16 protein-coding genes, 2 pseudogenes and 1 riboswitch are annotated in these 18644 nt (G+C 41.3%); of the genes and pseudogenes, 10 read left to right on the top strand and 8 right to left on the bottom strand.

The genetic code is table 11. The annotated features are described in order from the left end of the window. Positions 1 to 7 precede the first annotated feature (7 nt). Entirely contained in the window at positions 8 to 811 is an 804-nt protein-coding gene (locus LC048_RS24630) for a class II aldolase/adducin family protein (protein WP_226605068.1), read from the bottom strand. Positions 812 to 1178: 367 nt separating this feature from the next. Between LC048_RS24630 and LC048_RS24625 the strand changes: the two genes are divergently transcribed. Continuing rightward, positions 1179 to 1940, top strand: a complete 762-nt coding sequence (locus LC048_RS24625; RefSeq protein WP_226605069.1) for a DeoR/GlpR family DNA-binding transcription regulator — start codon at positions 1179 to 1181, stop codon at positions 1938 to 1940. 386 nt (positions 1941 to 2326) lie between these two features. On the opposite strand, the gene mtnA is transcribed toward LC048_RS24625, so the two are convergent. From mtnA to LC048_RS24600, 5 genes and pseudogenes are all read right to left on the bottom strand, one after another. Further along, positions 2327 to 3391: an S-methyl-5-thioribose-1-phosphate isomerase gene (gene mtnA / locus LC048_RS24620; protein WP_306049070.1), complete on the bottom strand. Its 1065-nt coding sequence runs from the start codon at positions 3389 to 3391 to the stop codon at positions 2327 to 2329. A gap of 12 nt (positions 3392 to 3403) precedes the next feature. Continuing rightward, positions 3404 to 4627 carry an S-methyl-5-thioribose kinase gene (gene mtnK / locus LC048_RS24615; RefSeq protein WP_226605072.1) on the bottom strand — a complete coding sequence of 408 codons (1224 nt, stop codon included), beginning with the start codon at positions 4625 to 4627 and terminating at the stop codon, positions 3404 to 3406. A gap of 16 nt (positions 4628 to 4643) precedes the next feature. Continuing rightward, positions 4644 to 5645, bottom strand: coding sequence for an ABC transporter permease (locus LC048_RS24610; RefSeq protein WP_226605075.1), 1002 nt, complete (start codon positions 5643 to 5645; stop codon positions 4644 to 4646). 1 nt (position 5646) lies between these two features. Further along, complete coding sequence (locus LC048_RS24605; protein WP_226605181.1) at positions 5647 to 7131, bottom strand: sugar ABC transporter ATP-binding protein; 1485 nt, start codon at positions 7129 to 7131, stop codon at positions 5647 to 5649. A gap of 126 nt (positions 7132 to 7257) precedes the next feature. Further along, positions 7258 to 8371, bottom strand: a pseudogene (locus LC048_RS24600) (sugar ABC transporter substrate-binding protein). A gap of 432 nt (positions 8372 to 8803) precedes the next feature. Here LC048_RS24600 and LC048_RS24595 point away from each other — a divergent pair. The 3 genes from LC048_RS24595 (at position 8804) to LC048_RS24585 (ending at position 12018) form a co-directional block, all read left to right on the top strand. Beyond that, complete coding sequence (locus LC048_RS24595; RefSeq protein ID WP_226605079.1) at positions 8804 to 9466, top strand: sulfite oxidase-like oxidoreductase; 663 nt, start codon at positions 8804 to 8806, stop codon at positions 9464 to 9466. Between the two features lie 476 nt (positions 9467 to 9942). Then, the gene (locus LC048_RS24590; RefSeq protein ID WP_306049067.1) at positions 9943 to 11004 is read left to right on the top strand and encodes a PTS sugar transporter subunit IIC; all 1062 of its coding nucleotides are present in this window, start codon (positions 9943 to 9945) and stop codon (positions 11002 to 11004) included. 12 nt (positions 11005 to 11016) lie between these two features. Next, a complete protein-coding gene (locus LC048_RS24585) occupies positions 11017 to 12018 on the top strand; it encodes a D-isomer specific 2-hydroxyacid dehydrogenase family protein (protein ID WP_306049065.1) in 1002 nt (333 codons plus the stop codon). Positions 12019 to 12040: 22 nt separating this feature from the next. Here LC048_RS24585 and LC048_RS24580 read toward each other — a convergent pair whose 3' ends face one another. After that, complete coding sequence (locus LC048_RS24580; RefSeq protein ID WP_371931964.1) at positions 12041 to 13150, bottom strand: M20 family metallopeptidase; 1110 nt, start codon at positions 13148 to 13150, stop codon at positions 12041 to 12043. Between the two features lie 318 nt (positions 13151 to 13468). Here LC048_RS24580 and LC048_RS24575 point away from each other — a divergent pair, with 318 nt between their 5' ends. The 6 genes and pseudogenes from LC048_RS24575 to LC048_RS24550 all read left to right on the top strand — a co-directional run bounded on the left by LC048_RS24575 (position 13469) and on the right by LC048_RS24550 (position 18030). After that, positions 13469 to 13774 carry a nucleotidyltransferase domain-containing protein gene (locus tag LC048_RS24575; RefSeq protein ID WP_226605090.1) on the top strand — a complete coding sequence of 102 codons (306 nt, stop codon included), beginning with the start codon at positions 13469 to 13471 and terminating at the stop codon, positions 13772 to 13774. 45 nt (positions 13775 to 13819) lie between these two features. After that, positions 13820 to 14113 (top strand): annotated as a pseudogene (locus tag LC048_RS24570) (HI0074 family nucleotidyltransferase substrate-binding subunit). Between the two features lie 1101 nt (positions 14114 to 15214). After that, positions 15215 to 16156 carry a polyisoprenyl-teichoic acid--peptidoglycan teichoic acid transferase TagU gene (tagU, locus tag LC048_RS24565; RefSeq protein WP_226605101.1) on the top strand — a complete coding sequence of 314 codons (942 nt, stop codon included), beginning with the start codon at positions 15215 to 15217 and terminating at the stop codon, positions 16154 to 16156. Positions 16157 to 16241: 85 nt separating this feature from the next. Next, positions 16242 to 16325, top strand: a riboswitch (cyclic di-GMP riboswitch). Positions 16326 to 16349: 24 nt separating this feature from the next. Beyond that, positions 16350 to 16490 carry a hypothetical protein gene (locus LC048_RS24560; protein WP_226605103.1) on the top strand — a complete coding sequence of 47 codons (141 nt, stop codon included), beginning with the start codon at positions 16350 to 16352 and terminating at the stop codon, positions 16488 to 16490. A gap of 306 nt (positions 16491 to 16796) precedes the next feature. After that, positions 16797 to 17453, top strand: coding sequence for a hypothetical protein (locus LC048_RS24555; RefSeq protein ID WP_226605105.1), 657 nt, complete (start codon positions 16797 to 16799; stop codon positions 17451 to 17453). 73 nt (positions 17454 to 17526) lie between these two features. After that, positions 17527 to 18030, top strand: coding sequence for a hypothetical protein (locus LC048_RS24550; RefSeq protein ID WP_226605108.1), 504 nt, complete (start codon positions 17527 to 17529; stop codon positions 18028 to 18030). A 417-nt stretch (positions 18031 to 18447) separates the two neighbouring features. Here LC048_RS24550 and LC048_RS24545 read toward each other — a convergent pair whose 3' ends face one another. Then, a complete protein-coding gene (locus tag LC048_RS24545) occupies positions 18448 to 18627 on the bottom strand; it encodes a hypothetical protein (protein WP_226605110.1) in 180 nt (59 codons plus the stop codon). Between the last annotated feature and the right edge of the window lie 17 nt (positions 18628 to 18644).

Below are 18644 nucleotides of genomic sequence, written 5' to 3'. Positions count from 1 at the left end.
TTCCCCCTTACTTAAGATATTTTTTCAATACATCTTCTGTAACCTTCCTGACGATTGATTCAATCAGTTGGTCATTGCTTTGTACGGACTCTGCTTTTTCAGCTGTCCTCACTTTTCCGCCTTGCTCACAGGTAGGAATTCCACCCGTTTTGATGCCCATCTTTTCACGGATGTCGATCAAATCGGATATCTGTGCACAGTTTAGCTCATTGGTCTTGTTGATAATATTGTTGGAGTACATGAGCATGAGCGCATAGTGTTCAAGTGATTCCATGCGGTAATAGGCTTGCATCAGGTCGCTTCCCCACGTAAGCGCACCGTGGTTGGCAAGGAGCACTGCATTGTAATCCTTACAATATGGAGCGATGGAATCTGGAACTTCCTGTGTCCCAGGCGTAGCATACGGTGCCACTGGTACAGTTCCTAAAATGACGACCGCTTCTGGGGAAACTGGCTGATCCAGGCTGATGCCCGCAATCGCGTATGAAGTTGCTACAGGAGGATGAGCATGGACCACTGCATTCACATCGGGATTTTCATGATAGACACGCAAGTGCATCTTCACTTCTGATGAAGGCTTTAACTTGCCGGAAATCACTTTTCCTGATAAGTCCATTTTCACCATCATGTCCGGCGTCATGAAGCCCTTGCTCACTCCAGTAGGTGTCGTCCAAATCGTATTAGGACCTACTTTTACAGAAATATTGCCATCATTGGCTGCGACAAAATTCTTGTTGTATACTCGTCTGCCAATCTCACAAATCAGTTTTTTTGCCTCGAAATCAGACAGATACTTGTTGTTCGTAACCATCTATTACATCTCCTAACTATTCACTTACAAAAGGGTTCTGTGAAACAATAAAAATCTTTAAAAACCCCAATCTTCTTACTTTAATATTCTTACTTTACCTTAGTTTTGTCAATGTTTATTTCTGTTTTGTTGTGATTTACCCCACAAAAACCACATAAACAAACAACAGACCATAACGAATTCAGATTATTACAGTTAAAAAGAGCGCCATCTAGCCTGTACTTCCTCCTCCCAACCTATTAAAATGCCATATAAACCTTTTAAGTAGTTGATTAAAATAATAACCATCACAGTGTTCTTCTTCTCTATATAAACCCAAACAAAAGTGGTATAATACAAAATAACTAATGGCATTAAGGAGAATACAATGTTACACGTAACCCGCAAGAGTAAAATAAAAGAATTGATCATTGAAAAGAAAAGCGTGACCGTTTCTGAGCTGACGAAAATGTTTAAAGTAACGGAAGAAACGATCCGGCGTGATTTGAAGCAACTGGAGGATGAAGGGCTTCTAACCCGTACCTATGGCGGAGCTTATATTTCTGAAGGAGTGCAAAACGACGTCGACGTGAACCTGCGTGAATTCATCCACGTTGAAGGGAAGAAGAAGATCGCTGCCAAAGCACTTTCCTATATAAAAAGCGGTGATTCCATATTCCTTGACGCTTCGACTACATCACTTGTCATTGCCGGGCTGATATCCGACCAAAAATTAACCGTAGTTACGAACTCGATCAAAGTTGTGACCACACTGATGGGCAACCCAAATGTTAAATTAGTGGTCATCGGAGGTACTTTGGCGGGTTCCTCTTTATCGAATCTAGGCCGGAATGCCGAAACTAATATGGAACATTACTTTTTCGACACCGCCTTCATCTCTTGCCGCTCTGTCAGCCGGGCGCACGGAATCACAGACTCCAATGAACAGCAGGCAGTCATTAGAAAGATTGCAGCTGATCACGCAAATAAAGTCTTCCTAATTGCCGATTACACAAAATTTGATAAAACTTCTTTCACTACTATTTGCGGCTTTGAGGACATCAACGCTGTCATCGTAGACGAAAATCTGCCAAGGGAATGGCACGATTTCCTGAGAGACAAGGGCGTTGAGCTTGTGGAGTGTGAGTGAAGAAAACATAAAAACAGGTCGCCTATGTTGGTGACCTGTTTTGCTTGAGAGAAAGTTAGTGCATTAACAGAACAATTTATCTACTGTGTTTGAAAAATAAGAGGAATAATTCCGTTTAAATTGGGAAATATGCATATTTCCTTAAAAATAAGCTGAGTTTTTCCGCCTATACGAACCAAACCTTTAAAATTCGGCTTATTTAGAGTAGTTAACCGGAATTCCTCCGCTTATATCCGCTTCTTATGCTTCCTCTATATAAATAACCGGAAATTCTCCGCCTATTAATTCTCATGTCTTACGTTTTCCTTTTCCGTAACAATACCAGCGCACATGTCCCCACCACAAAAAAATAAGCCAGCAGATTTCTCTGCCAGCTCTTTCACATACTATTTCTTAAACATCTTCGGAAGACTCTCAGTAAACGGCGCATACGCGATTCCGTTTTCCGTGACAATCCCTGCAATCAAACTATGATCTGTTACATCAAAGGCCGGGTTGTAGGTTTGTACATCTTTTGGACCCATCGGTTTTTCATACCACTGTGTCGTGATTTCTTCCGCTGGACGCAGTTCGATATGGATGTCGTCGCCCGTTTTGCATTCCAGGTCGACTGTTGATAGCGGTGCGCACACGTAGAATGGAATGTTGTAGTGTTTCGCAAGGATGGCTACACCAGATGTCCCGATTTTATTGGCTGAATCCCCGTTTGCCGCAACACGGTCACATCCGACAAGTACCGCCTGGACTTTTCCTTCCTTCATGACAATGGATGCCATGTTATCGCAGATCAAGGTTACATCAACACCAGCTTCCTGAAGCTCCCAGGCAGTCAATCGTGCACCTTGAAGCAGCGGGCGTGTTTCATCAGCAAACACCTTGAAATCGTATCCTCTTTCCTGGTCAAGGTATATTGGCGCAAGCGCTGTACCATACTTGGCAGTCGCAATAGTACCAGCGTTACAGTGCGTGAGAATTCCCATACCCGGCTCTAACAATGACAGAGCATACTCGCCAATTGACTCGCACACCTTCTCATCCTCAGCACGAATCAATTCTGATTCCTCTTTTAATGCAGCCTTCACTTCAGACGCACTCTTTCCCTCTTCCCCTTTAAATCGGGCTTCCATGCGGTCAAGCGCCCAGAACAGATTCACAGCTGTAGGACGGGAAGAGGCAAGATAATCCTTCGCCTTCTTAAAGTCTTCATACAGTTCTTCATAAGATTCAGCCTCGGATTTCTTCGTGCCAAGATACACTCCGTACGCGGCCGCAATCCCGATTGCCGGCGCACCCCTTACTTTCAAAAAGTAAATCGCATCCCAAATATCCTTTAGTTCCTTCAATTCAAGAAACTTCTTTTCATTTGGTAAAAGTGTCTGGTCCAACAAGACGAGCATATCTCTCTCATCATCGAGCCGGACCGATTGAATTGCATCCACTGGTCTTTCCATTCGCACTACCTCCTAGATGTTGTTGAAACTTTCTTTCACGACATTGATAAAATCTTCACCAGTTTTCAAAGTTCCTCTTTCCATGATGAATCGCTTACCAGCTGTCAGGCACTCTTTCTCTGCAGCTGCACGTTTTTCTGCATCCTCAATGGAGGTTATGTCTTTTACATGGGCAAGCCCGATGATTCGGCGGCAAAGCTCAAGTCCTGATACAGCAGCTGTATCACGCAGGACAGAATCCAAATAGTACTCTTTAAAGCCTTCGTAACGTGCCGTACGGTCCGTCGCTTTTTCATCCCATGCTTTAACAAACTTCTCTTTAAAAAGATCGACAATATCAATAATCGTGTTTTGAAGATATTCCATTTGGTCTTCCCTTTGTTCCGCATCCTCAATGGTGTACTTCGCATTCGCCAGCGCGAAAGTGAGGTTGGCAATGACATTCCCTACGTCATATCCAGCAGGACCATAAAACGCGAATTCAGGATCAATTACTTTTGTAGAATCTTCTTTTATAAAAACTGAACCTGTATGGAGATCGCCATGCAGAAGCGACTGAGCATTCGTCATGAATTCGAACTTTAGCTTAGCTGTTTCAAGTTGAAGCGCTTTGTCATTCCAGATCGTTTCCTGGACGAAATCTCGTGAAGCCGGGAATACATCGTTACGCGGACAATCATAGAATGGCTCTGTGTACACAAGGTCCTCCGTGATTTCACATAGCTCTGGATTCACAAAGCTTTTTACCAGCTCTTTCTTTTCCTTATGCTCGACGACAACATCCGAAGTCAGCAAAAGTGTATTGACCATATATGTAGTGATGTGGTCTGCGAATAACGGGAACTTTTTATGGTTCATCAAAGCCGTACGCATGATTTCGTGATCTGAAAGGTCTTCCATCGCACAGCAATTCATGACTGGGTCATAACCGTATATTTCCGGGACAAACCCAGGCGCCAGCTTGTTCTGAAGCTCAAGGATTTCACTTTCAATCCGATTTCTGTCAGGCGAAAGCTTGAACTCATCCGATATTCTCGCCACAGGTCCGGCTTGTTTAACGATGACAGACTTCTTGTTCTTTTCATCTACTAATCTGAAAACATAGTTCAGGTTGCCGTCGCCAATCTCCTTGCAAGTAAGCTCCGCATCTTCGTCAAAAAAGTTGAGTCGAGTCTTAGCATATTCAATTGCATCTGCTTCTGTCATTGTAAAATACTCAGTTGTAAAAATAGCCATCTTTTATTCCCCCACTTTACTTTTGTTTATAGTAAGTAAGCGCCAATGCAAATGCCAACACTGTTCCTTTTACAATATCCATTGCGTAATACGGAACAGACATCATGACAAGTCCATTCGCCAGGATTCCGATTAGTACCGCCCCGACAAATGTACCCAGTGCGTTCGGCTTTCCAGCTCCAAAGACGGAGAAACCGATGAATGCTGCTGCAACCGATTCCATCAGATATGGAGCACCAGCATTGATTTCAGCGGTCATTACACGAGAAGCGAGAACAATTCCGCCGATCGCTGCGAATGTAGCCGAAAGCAGATAGGCTGCAATTTTATACTTATTAACCGGAATACCGGAAAGTCTTGCTGCTTCCTTGTTTCCGCCGATTACATACATATATCTTCCGTGCTTTGTGTATGTCAAAAGGATATGGACCAGGATAACGACCACAACCATGATCAGGATAATCCACGGAACCTGCCCTATTTTTGCGAATAACGGGCTGATGGTGCCTTCCGAGAAAGTCCCATCAGGCATGACCATGTTCTGTGAAACGGTTGCACCTTTTGTATACGTCAGGGCAATACCCTGTATGATGAACATTGTCGCCAGAGTCATCAGCATATCAGGAATCTTCATTTTCACGATCATGAACGAGTTCAATCCACCGACAATCAAAGCAGCGGCAATGGCTGACAGGATTGCGATGAAGGTATTCTGCGAGAACCATACGAACATCGAAATGACGACCGCATTCGATAAAGAAGCGACAGAACCTACGGAAAGGTCAAAACCATCGACCGTCAGTGAAATCGTAATACCAATGGCGATAATCGTTACAATCGAGATCGAACGCAGGATGTTGATGATGTTATTCGTCTGTAAAAAACTTGGATTCGCGATTGCAAAGACTGCAATCAACACAAAAATAGTAAGAATCGTTCCGTACTTATATAAAAAATCAAAAAAGTCGAACGTCTTTCTTACTGGCTGTTTGGATGGAGCTGGATTCGGAACGCTCATCTCACTTGCCTCCTGTTGAATAGAATAATAGTTCTTCTTCGTTGGTCTTCGCCGTTTCCAGCTCTTTAGAGATCTGCCCATCATAGACGACATAGACGCGGTCAGTGATCCCGATGATCTCGGAAAGTTCGCACGACGCATAAATGACTGCTTTCCCACGCTGGGCAAGTCCGGAAATCAACTCGAAAATATCCTTTTTTGCACCGACATCGACACCCTTTGTCGGTTCATCAAAGATATATACTTCCGCATCCGTGAGAAGCCATTTGCCGATGGCGACTTTTTGCTGGTTGCCGCCTGACAAATTCTGCACCTTCGTGTCTTCGGACGGAGTTTTGATGCCCAGGCTGCCGATCATTTCCCTCGCCTTGACTTTCTCTCCTTTAAAATCCAGGAAGCCAAGGAACTTTGTGAAACGGTTCAGATTGGCAGAACTCAAATTGCTCGACACAGGCTCAGCGACAAGAATCCCTTCTTTTCTCCGTTCTTCCGGGACAAGGGCGATCCCCTGTTTAACCGCTTGGTGAGGGTTCTTAATCTTTAATGGTTTCCCTTTAAGGATGATATCCCCAGCCGATTTCCTGGTGGCACCGAACAGCGTTTTGCATAGTTCCGTCTTCCCAGCCCCCACAAGCCCGGCGACTCCGAGAACTTCCCCTGCCCTTACATGCATGGAAATCCCCTTGACAACCCCTTCGTCATGAAGATTTTTCACTTCGAGAAGCGTATCGCCAATCGTCACCTGATTTTTCGGGAACTGGTCATCCAGCTTCTGACCAAGCATATATTCAATCACTGTGCTCGGTGTTGTTTCTGCGATTTTTTCCTTGATGACGAATTGACCATTCCTCATAACTGTTATCTCATCACAGATATCAAACAACTCAGGCAAGCGGTGGGAAATGAAGATGACCCCCACATTACGCTTCTTGAGGTCACGAACGATTCGGAATAACTCGTTTGTTTCGGAATGACTCAGCGGAGCTGTCGGCTCATCAAGAATCAAAAACTTACAATCTTTTAAAATAGACCTGGCAATCAGGACCATCTGCTTCTCAGCTAGCGTCAGTTCGCTGACAAGTTTTTTCGTAGGTACCTTAACATTCATACTGGCAAGGATATCAGCAGCTTTACGGTGTATTTCCTTCCAACTTACGATTTGCTTTTTCCCCATATCATTCACGGTTTCGTTCAGCATGATATTCTCGCCAACGGTCAAATAAGGGATTAATGCCGTGTCCACTTCCTGATAGACGATTTGGATTCCATAATCCTGAGAGTCCTTCGGCGTGCGAATATCAATTTTCTCACCATTAAGGTAGATCTCACCGGTGTAATGGTTATAAGCTCCAGAAAGCACCTTCATCAAAGTTGATTTACCAGCACCATTAGCGCCAATCAGTGCATGTGTCGTACCAGTTTCCGTTGAGAAGCTAACATCGTCCAGGGCCTTTACTCCTGGAAATTCAATTGTGATATTCTTCATTTCCAGCAACGTTCTAGTCACAGTTCTTTCCCACCTTCCGGCAATTGCACTTGTAAAGCAAACACTCTCTTAAAGGGTATCTATAAGAGAGTGCGCTTCCCATGTACCTTCAATGAATCAAGATACTTATTTCTTATAATGATCTTTTAAAGTTTTCATCCAATCTTCTTCGAAAGCATCAGACTTGCCCCATCCATCGATGATATCAGCAAGAGTCTGCATATTCACATTTTCTGCAGATTGAAGTGATTCTTGGTCGATTAATGATGCTTCAAGGTCATAGGTCTGTGGAGTTTCTTCATCAGCTAGCTTCTTCGCAAGAATTCTCATATTCACTTCGCCAATCAGCTTAGGATCAACAGCCGCTGTATATGCCCACGGACTTCCTTTTTCCTGCATCAATTGAAGGTCAGCGTTTGAAACGTCAATACCGTAAATCTTGATTTCATCTCTGCTAGCTTCCTTGATTGCACGAGCTGCACCAATCGCGAACGCATCCCAAGTAGCGGAAAATTGCGTCAATTTCACCTTTCTTGTGCTTGTTAAGCATGGCAGCAACAGCGTTCTGTGTCTGGACAGATGTATCAGCAGCAGCAACACCGAAGCGTTCCACTTCTTTTAGGCCAGGATTCTTTTCAAGTACATCTTTATATACATTGTTACGTCTAACCATTGGCGGGAATCCATCAACCCAAAGGTAAACTATATTTCCTTCACCATTTGTCTCTTTAACTAACTGATCCAAAGCAAGCTTTGCAAGCGCTTCGTCATCTTGAGAAGTTAAAGTAACGCCATCAACATTCATCAAATCGCCGTTTGAGTCGAAAGTAACAACACTCTTGCCAGCTTCAGTCAATTTTTTCACATCATCTACAGTAGCAGCATCATCACCATGGGAAATGATGAAACCGTCATAGTCTTCTTGGAGACCTTGCGCAATCGCATCATGGAATTTCGCTGTGTCGCCATTTGCTGTAAATACATCTACCTTGAAGCCTAATGCTTCACCTTCGGATTTAGCACCAGCAAGGAATTGAGCAGTATGGTCGTCGCCGCCAATTTTCCTGATTACCTTGATCTTCATATCATTTCCATCTTTGAACACTTCAGGGACGTTTTCGAAGCTGACTTTTTCGTTCCCTTTCGTAGTCTCTGATCCACCCGAAGAGCAGCCCGTTAACAATAAGCTCATAGCCATTGCTGAAACGGCAACAGTTTTAAAGAAGTTTCTTTTCTTCATCTTTATTCCCCCTAAATTTTTGTTGGATTCCAGTCTATCGAGCCATATGTATCTCTGTCATTCCTAATAGATAGAGGAATCTACCGTGAAGCGCTTTCATGTTTGGTTAAATTTTATCATGACATTCTACCTTTCTACAATGTTTTTTTTGAATTGTTTATAATTTATTTGGTTTTCATGTCTAAAACCCACATTATTTTATTGTTTTATGTTGTTTTCAGGTATTTTTAAAACTAAGTCTTTAATTCTATTTTCATAGTATCTTTATATCATCCCCTTTGAATCTAGTAAATCTTTGATTATCTAGTAAAAAAATTATTATCTAAAACTCAACACGAAACAAACAAAAGCAAAATAAAATTTGTATAAGGAAAATGAGAATGGTAGAATCGAACATAATTTAACAGAATATTATATCAAGGAGGGAAAGAGATGTTAAAAGCAGATCGTATAAAAAAGATGAAAGTAAAAGAAGTGGATCCGAAGTTAAAGGGTAGACTTCCAGCGGGTCAGGTTCTGACAGAGAGATTTCCGATATTGCATGAAGGAGAAGTTCCTGAATATGAAATGGACACATGGGACTTTAAAATCTTTGGAGAGGTAGAAGAGACTGTCACAATGTCCTATACTGACTTGTTAAAACTGCCCCAGACAACCGTTAAATGTGATATCCATTGCGTTACAAGGTGGTCAAAATTCGATACTGAATTCACCGGCGTGAAAGTACAAGACTTATTTGAGCATTATGGGATTAAACCGAGCGGGAAGTTTGTAATGGTTCACGGTGACCACGATTACGAAACAAATCTAACAGTTCAAATGCTCCTTGACGACGATGTATTACTTGCCCACTCCTATGATGGCAAACCTCTTTCAAAAAAACACGGCTGGCCATTGAGACTGGTGTTGCCTAAATTATACTTCTGGAAAAGCGCAAAATGGGTCCGGGGTTTTGAATTCATGGAAGAAGATAAAAGAGGATTCTGGGAAAGCAACGGGTTCCACAACAACGCCAATCCGTTCAAAGAAGAAAGATTCTCAAGCGACGACATGTACCTGCCAGAGGATGAATGGGAAAAGAAGGATTTTGATTGAATGAAGACCTATAGAAAAGGGAGAAAAACAGAAATTGTTTTTCTCTTTTTTCTATTTATTAAGCATTCTTAACCCATGGGTAACCCATAAAAGCTACATCCGAGGTCAGCCATTATGAGAATGGCAATGATCTATCAACTCCTTCTGTTCTTGAGAATGGTAACGATCTACCAACTCCTTCTGTTCTAAGGATATCTTCTTGGCATAATCACGCACAGCTTTTTAAAAGATTGAGGGTTCTTTGCAATGGAACTTCTTAATATATGACTATAATAAGATGAATAAAAAATGAAGCAAAAGATCCTTTCCCTTTTTCTCTCTTCATTTCAATTTTCTGATTATCCTCACATATTCTTCACAAATCTTTAACTTGCTCAGTGTTTCACATTTTAGACACCGATTTATTAATAATCTCTATTATAATAGTGATATATCATAAATATCTCAACATACTAATCCTTTAGGAGGACTCACAAATGGAAACGAATAAAAAAATGACGGCAAAAGAATTTTGGAATCACATCCTCGCCGGACTGAGTATCGGGATTGTCGTAGCCCTTGTACCGGGAGCATTACTAGGCGAACTTGCTAAAGCACTCCTCCCTTACTTTTCCGGTGCACAATATATAATTGATATTACTAGTTTAGCAATAAGAATGTTGCCTATGGTCATTGGTATCACGATCGCCATGCAGTTTAAGTTTACACCGATTCAAACTTCTTCTGTTGGAATTGCGACCGTCGTTGGCTCAGGTGTTGCGATAAGCGGCGAAAAAGGAGCATTTATATTTGCTGGGACCGGAGATGTCATTAATGCTGGTTTAACGGCTGCCTTTGCTGCAGCACTTGTATTGTTGATCGGCACCCGACTAAAAGCTTATACAATTCTACTAGTTCCTACTATTGTAATCACAGTTGCTGGCATTGCAGGAATTATTACACTTCCTTATGTAAAATTAATCACAAGTTTTGTTGGTGAAATCATTTCTAATTTCACCACATTACAGCCTATTTTAATGGGCAGCTTGACAGCCATTTCTTTTGCCTTACTGATAGTTTCTCCTATTTCCACAGTTGGCGTTGCGACCGCCATTGCTCTTGCAGGAATTGGCTCAGGTGCTGCTAACCTGGGAATTGTTGCTGCTGGCTTCGGATTAGCAATTGCTGGATGGAAAGCTAATTCTGCTGGTACTTCTGTAGCACACTTCTTAGGTTCACCAAAAATGCAGATGGTCAACTTCATGAAAAGACCAGTCATGATTCTGCCTATCGTATGTAATGCTGCTATTCTTGGTGCTCTTGCTGGGATTTTCAACATACAAGGTACGCCAATGAGCGCTGGCTTTGGTTTCTCAGGATTAATTGGGCCAATCAATGCCCTGAATCTTATGGAAAACGGATGGTCGGCTACGAATCTCCTTTTAGTAGGAACTATTTTCATCATTCTGCCAATCGCATTGGGATTTGCTTTTAACTACATTTTCTCAAAAGTAACCAAGAAAGTTGCACCGGAAGATTATAAATTAAAATTCGAATAGGAGAATGAAACCATGAATATACTTGCCTACTGCGTTCGCCCTGATGAAATGGAAAGCTTCAAGAAATTCTCCAGCCTTCTGGGGCATCAAGTAACCATCGTACACGAATCTTTCAGCCCCCATAATGCTGCCCTGGCCAAGGGATATGATGGAATCTCCATTTTAGGAAATTGTAATGCGAATGCTGAAGCAATCGAAGAAATCGCAAAGACAGGGGTCCGATACCTAGCTACACGATCCGCTGGCATTAATAATATTGATCTGGATGCAGCAGCCAAGTGGAATATAAAAGTCTCAAATGTACCAGCATATTCACCAAACGCTGTTGCTGAGTTTGCCGTAACCTCTGCTCTTTGCCTGGCCAGAAATATCAAGCAAGCCATCCACAGAGTAGAAGAACAAAACTTCAGCCTTGCAGGTCTAATTGGATTCGAATTGCGAAAAAAAACCATCGGATTCATCGGTACCGGACGGATCGGCGTAACGGCAATCAAAGCTTTTTCAGGATTTGGCGCAAAGATGATCGGATATGATTTGTATCCAAATGAAGAAGCGAAGAAGTATATTGACTACGTTACACTTGACGAATTATTCGCTCAAGCGGACATCATCTCTTTACACTGCCCATTAACAGAAGAGAACCACCATCTTATCAGCAAGGAAAACATCAATAAAATGAAAGATGGCGCAATCATCATCAATACGGCAAGAGGAGCTTTAATGGATGCCCCTGCCATAATCGAAGCCTTGAAAAACGGAAAATTAGGAGGACTTGCAACAGATACCTATGAATTCGAAGTAGGAATCTTCCATCATGACCACTCCAAGGATCGTATTAATGATCCAGTGCTGCAAGAACTGATCAACCTGCCCAATGTCCTGGTCACACCGCATTATGGCTTTTACACTGATGAAGCAGTAGCCAATATGGTGGAATTCTCCCTTACGAACCTGAGAGACTTTGAAACAACAGGAGTTTGCAATAACGAATGTAAAGCATTACAACAGGTATAAGAAAAAAGAGACATAGGGACCCCTATGTCTCTTTTTTCGTACCAATACCAATCAGCAGGTTAGCAAAAAACGCCGCCCGTTCAGGGATTGAGCTGATGATGATATGTTCGTTTCTTGCATGGATTCCGTCTCCAATGGTACCGAGTCCATCTAAGGTCGGGATTCCCATATTGGCTGTGAGGTTTCCGTCACTGCCTCCTCCAACAGAGGCTTCTTTTAGCTTGAAGCCTTCTTCTTTTGCTGCTTCTTTGGCAGTCTGGAATAGATCTTTTGTATCTTGGTTTCGTTCCATCGGCGGGCGGGAGATGCCACCTGTGACGTCGATGCTTGTTCCCTCTGTGAAAGGTGTCAGTTCATAAATGATTTCATCAATTCTTTCCTGTTCTTCACTGGTTTTCGCCCGTACATCGATGCCAATCTCTGCATGATCAGCCACGACATTTAGCTTGCCTCCGCCTTTAACAAATCCAACATTGACGGTAGTTCCAACGTCGTAATCGGTTAAGGACTCTAAAAAATCGATGGTCTTCGCAGCCTCTTGAATAGCACTGGCTCCTTCATGATGGTTATTGCCAGCGTGGGCAGCCTTGCCTGTAATATCAATAAAATAACGCGATGAACCCTTTCTTGCCGTCTTTAAGGCACCGGTCCGAACAACCGGTGGTTCCGTAACCAATGCATATTGGCAATCCTTCGCTATCTCTTCAATGACATAGCGTGATGTCGGGCTGCTCACCTCTTCTTCACTGGTAAAAAGGAAGATAATTTTCTTTGAACACGGGATGTTCAGTTCCTTAATGGCTCTTATTGCCCAAATCGCTTGAACAAGACCGCCCTTCATATCCAATATTCCAGGTCCATATGCAAGATCGCCTTCGATTTTAAACTTTAACTCTCCAGGCTCCCATACTGTATCAAAATGGGAAAGAATTAAGATGGTTTCGTCTCCTTCCCCGAATTCAAATTTCAGATGATTTCCGTACTTCTCTTCTTCCAGCACTTCTGCCCGTTTACCAAAGTAGCGGTATAAAAGCTCCCGAATCCTGTTCCCGCACTGATCGACGAGTTTTTTATTCAATGATGGAGAATCACATTCAACCAGAAACTTGATATCATCTAAAATCTCTTGCACATGGTCCTCCATAAACTCCCTTATGGAATCCATTAGTATCACGCTGCTTTCTTATATGTGTTTGAAAAATCTATGCCTCATTTTATTACGGTTTTACCATTATAACATTTACAGTATTTGTTGGTGCGCAGGATGACGGTTCGTGCATTTTTTTCTCTATTCAAAAAGCTCGACTGCTATTAAGCTATCGAGCTTGTTACTTGGGATTATTGAGCAGATTCGTCACCATGTCACTTCCCCTTGCTTCCAAAAATCCCCCCCCTTTACTTTATAATAAGTATATCCATAAAAAGAATAAGACGAAGGAGGCACTTCGTTTTGAAAAGTGAAACAAAATTGTATGGTTTACCAAAAGAAAGTTTTTATAAGCTCATTAACATTTTTACAGAGTACTCAAATAGTATAGATAAAGTAATCTTATTTGGCTCAAGAGCAAGAGGTGACTATAATTTCGCTTCTGATATTGACTTGGCCATTAAATTTAAAAACAAGAATGAGGAGCTTGTTCGTATAAGTGATATGCTGTCAGAAGCAAATATTATATACACTTTGGATGTCATTGATTATGATCAAATAAGCAATACGGTATTGATAGACTTTATTGACAAGGAAGGAATCATTTAATTTTCGACAAACTCGAGCGGAAAAGTGGTGGATACTATAAACAAAATGATGGTTAAAATGAAGGATCTGGCAAGAGCTCTTTCTACGTTGAAAGAAAGCCTTTCAAGAGACCCTGAACAGGATGACATTGTCATAGATGCTACCATTCAACGATTCGAATTTACATATGAGTTATCCTGGAAGCTTATGAAGTCCTATTAAGAATATTCCGGTGTGACAGAATTATCGAGTCCGAGAAGCACAATAAAAGCGGCATTCAAGGAAGGACTCATAACAGATGGTGAGCTTTGGCTAAAAATGCTGGAAGACCGAAACAGAACCCCCCCACACATACGATGAAGCTACCGCGTTAGACATATATAACATTATAAAAAAAATTTATATCACCCTATTAGATGATGCCTGCAAGACCAGGAGAAAAACATATCTCAAAATTAATGTTTTAATTGGGACGACTCTTGTATAGCTGCTGGCAGTTATACAGGAGTCGTCTTTTTCATTCTATGGATTATATAAAGAGTCAGTAAACTCTTCAATTTCCGGACAGGTCATACCGTCAACTTCCGGAAATTCGAGGGTGTCAAAAACACCTGACTATTAAAACAATAAATTTCAAGACAGAAACCTCAACCGAACTATCTCGACTCCCAATTGAGATATAAGAACCGTGATGTCTGTGTCGCCCCCTATTGCGACGCCAAAACAGTTATGGTGTTTCACCCAAACTCCTCCACCTTACAAAAATGATGGAGGATTTTTTTACTGGTAAAGAGCTTGGCGACGGCTGGTAAAATATTGGCGTAGAGTGGTAAAAAATATGGCGCAAGTGATAAATTCCTTTCACATTCATCATTTATTGCAATTCCATATAAATTAAGTTACTTGATAAATTAAATCGCCAATACCCAGATATCCTGATCATGAGTAAACTATTTCGACTCTTCAAATAAAACACGTCAGCCGTCCCTGTGTTTCATCGCAACAAGCCAAGGCACCATCAACACAAACCAAGTCCTATCAATCTACGCAAGAGAAATAAAGCCCAGCCAACTCAACTTAAACAAAACTAAATTCGCCACCATAAACGAAAACAAAATCTACAGTACAAGGGACTTCGAATAGTATATCTATCATACACAAACAACAAAAAACAGATCAGAACTCATTCCGACCTGGTTTTAGGTTATTTTCAATTATGAAATGCAAAGAGACCGTCCATCTTTCGAAAATTTCGTAACTGAAAAGGAGCAAAAGGTACGTCCCCATGCTTATTCATGCTTATTTGAATACTAACAATACAACTAATTCGACCCTCGAATGAAACACGAGAACGGTCCCTTTGTTTCCCCATCTGAACCAACCTCATGTCCCTCTTCTCACCCATAGAATAATTTGCTAATATAAGGACTAGTGCTAAATCTTCCAACTATGGGAAGGAATATGGATATGAGAGAGAATAAAATTAAGAAAAAGCCTGCTTGGCTTAAAGTAGTGGGGATTACAATTCTTGTCTTCTTTGCTGCTGTGGGTGGCTATGCTTTTTATGTATATAATTCATTGACGAATGCTGTTGATACGATGCATCAGCCCATCGACCGGGAAAAGTCGGAGAAGCGTCCAACACCGGTTACTTTAGAAGAGGAGCAGCCTTTTTCTGTTCTAATGCTTGGAGTCGATGAGCGCGAAGGGGACCGTGGCCGTTCTGATACACTAATTGTGCTGACCGTGAACCCTTCTACCCAAACGACCAAAATGCTCAGTATTCCTCGGGATACGAGAACCGAAATTGTCGGCAAGGGGTTTGAAGATAAGATAAACCATGCCTATGCATTTGGCGGAGTAGAAATGTCGATGGATACAGTAGAAAACTTTCTTGATATCCCGATTGATTACTATATGCAAATCAATATGGAGGGGTTTCGGGACATAGTAGATGCTACCGGCGGAGTGACGGTAGAGAACGATCTGGATTTTACGTATGCTGGCGTTCATTTTCCCAAGGGTGAGATTGTATTAAATGGAGAAAAGGCCTTGAAATACTCACGTATGCGTTATGAAGATCCACGCGGAGACTTCGGCCGCCAGTCACGGCAGCGCCAAGTAATACAAGCAGTAATCAAACAAGGTGCGAGCTTCTCTTCCTTGACAAAGTTTGATGAAATTTTCGAAGCGATCGGCCAAAACATTAAAACAAACATGAAATTTAATGAGATGGTAGATATTCAGTCAAACTATAAAAAAGCTGCCAAAAACATAGAGCAAATGGAAATCAGCGGAAGCGGGACTAAGATTGATGGAATCTATTACTACGTCGTATCAGATGAGGAGCAGCAAAAATTACAGCAAACACTGAAAGAGCATTTACAAGTAAAATTAGATTGAATTGACTTTGGTTTAAAGGGATATTCCTTTTTCTGTAAATTATTAGGGGTGGATTACCTATGGTGTTATTTCAATCTATTATTATACTATTTTTGGGCAAAATTACTGAAAAGTAATGACGCAAAGCTACAGGGGCCTCTGTCATCGACAAAGCCTGCCAGCTGCCATCAAAATAAATGAAGGAGATTATTTGATGTCTACAGAATATCAATGGCTTACACCTGAAGCAAAACAGCAAAGGAAACGAAGAAAGCAAATCATCATGTACGGGACTTTCATTCTTCTTTCTGTATTGTTGAGTGCCATCGTTACGATAGCCACCAACCAATTATAACGATTGAGCACCTGATAAAATTCAGGTGCTTTTTTTTATTTTGAACGGTAAAGTCATGCTATTATTCATCTCCACTAACCAATTAGATTAAAATCTCTCATTTTTATATTAAGAACAATAAAATTCATTTAAAAGAACGAAAAAGTAAGAAATAATGAGTATTAACTAGTAAAATGGTGAAATATGCTTAAAAAAGAACGAAAATGAACAATATTACTAGTTGTCTGTTCTTTTTAAAGAACATATAATTTAAATTGCAAGAGATTTACATACTCTTAAAAAAATGGATTTTGAGGAGGAAATAAAATGGGTTTTATTTCAGGAAAGTTATTAGCAGGACTAACAGCAGGGGCACTTACTGTATCTGGGGTTGCTTACACAGGAGGTCAATATCTTGATGATATCAAAGCAAATATTGACGCAGTAAAAGAGAAAGCAGCACTAATGCACGATGAAGCATATACGAAAGCACAAATCGCCAACGAATTTGTTAATCAAAAAAATGCTGAAATCGATCGCTTGGAAGCGGGTTATGATGCTCTAGAAGATGAGCTTGAGAAAGCCAACTTAGAAATTACTGAAGGACAAGCAGGGTTGGATGCAAAAGATGCAGACCTACAAGAAGCAAATGCTGATATGACTGCTCTTAATACGTACAGTGCGGCTGCTGTTGCAACTGTAAACAGTTTACCTGACCTTGGGGGAATCGCAGATAGTGACTCTGTAGTTAAAGGAAATGAGCTAGTAATCTCCCTAGTCAGCAGCCAAACAATTGAGAAAAAGTACAAAGTCGTGAATAAAAACGGAGTCGCCATTACAGGTACTCACAATGGCGAGGCCTTTACTGTACCAGCAGGAGACGTAATTTATGTAGCTAACAAGTCTGGTGCTGATACTTTCATTTATAATCTAGATACTCCAAATGGAGGAGTAACAACTATTACAAAAAAGAAAACGGACTGATCTTATACACTAAATAAAGGGGAAAGCTTTCCCCTTTATTTTTTCAATTATATGGAGAGGAGCTCGATCCAGCATGGGGACTATTTCAGGAAAAATCTTATCCACAATGTTATCTGCCTCTATTGTCACAACGGCAGTAGGGTACACCGGCGGCCAATACATGGATACCATCAAATCAAACATTGATACAGTCACACTCAAAGCTACTTTGTTGAATGATGAAGCCGCTACTAAGATAGAGATGGCCAATGAATTGCTGCAGCAGAAAAACAAGGATCTTTCTCTTCTAAAAGAAAAACTGGATAGGCTTAACCAGCAACTTAATGAAGCCAATGATAAATTAGCCAGGCTGGAGAAACAACAAATAGAAAACCAGACCGTCGAAAAAAGTTCGGGAGCATACACTGAAGAATCGGAAATACATACAGAACAAGAAATACATCAAACAACCGAAGAGAGCGAAGCACCTCTGGAAACAACTGAAGATCCTGTTATTTCTGATGATAACAATGACGAATCGCAGGAAATTATTGTACACACCGGAGGAGGCGAAAACACTGGTGATAGTGGAAAGTAGAGCATAGGTTTGCGTCATTTTTCTAAGATGGGCAGTTCGCTTCTGTTATCATCCATAAAAAGGCTTGGGGGAGTAGCATGAGGTTTGAGGATTTATTGAATATATGGTTGGGCGAAAGAGAGATTATAGAAGAAATAGAATGTTCTATTTGTAACCATTACGAAACTTATTACATGCATCCAAAGACTAAAAAAACGATAGGACGTTCCTGCAAAACCTGTGACTTCATTCAAAAGATAGAGTGATAGACTTACTAAAAATTTCACGAAGTCCCCATTGCTTATATTATAATTTTAGTTTCGTCAGCCATTAAATAAAAGATTGGATTGAAAGATCTCCAAATTTATTTTATTCCATTACAAGAGTCATCATGCCTCTGATCAATAAACCCTGAATCGACTCACTGTTTCCTTCAGGTCACTGCCATATCGGATAGATTTTGTGATGAAGCGGTGATTTCTTCCCTTTGGGTAGGGAATATATCAAGTGAGTCTGCCCTTCATAGCCAAAGCGTAGCGGCATCCTCTGAAGAACAGCTGGCTGCTTGCCTGACATCTGCTGGGCAGTGGCAGTGGCAGAGACCTCATCCATTTCCATCCAAGTCCTTCACGGAG

Source organism: Mesobacillus subterraneus (assembly GCF_020524355.2).
GTDB classification, from domain to species: Bacteria; Bacillota; Bacilli; order Bacillales; family Cytobacillaceae; genus Mesobacillus; species Mesobacillus subterraneus_C.
This window is presented reverse-complemented; position numbering and strand designations above follow the sequence as displayed.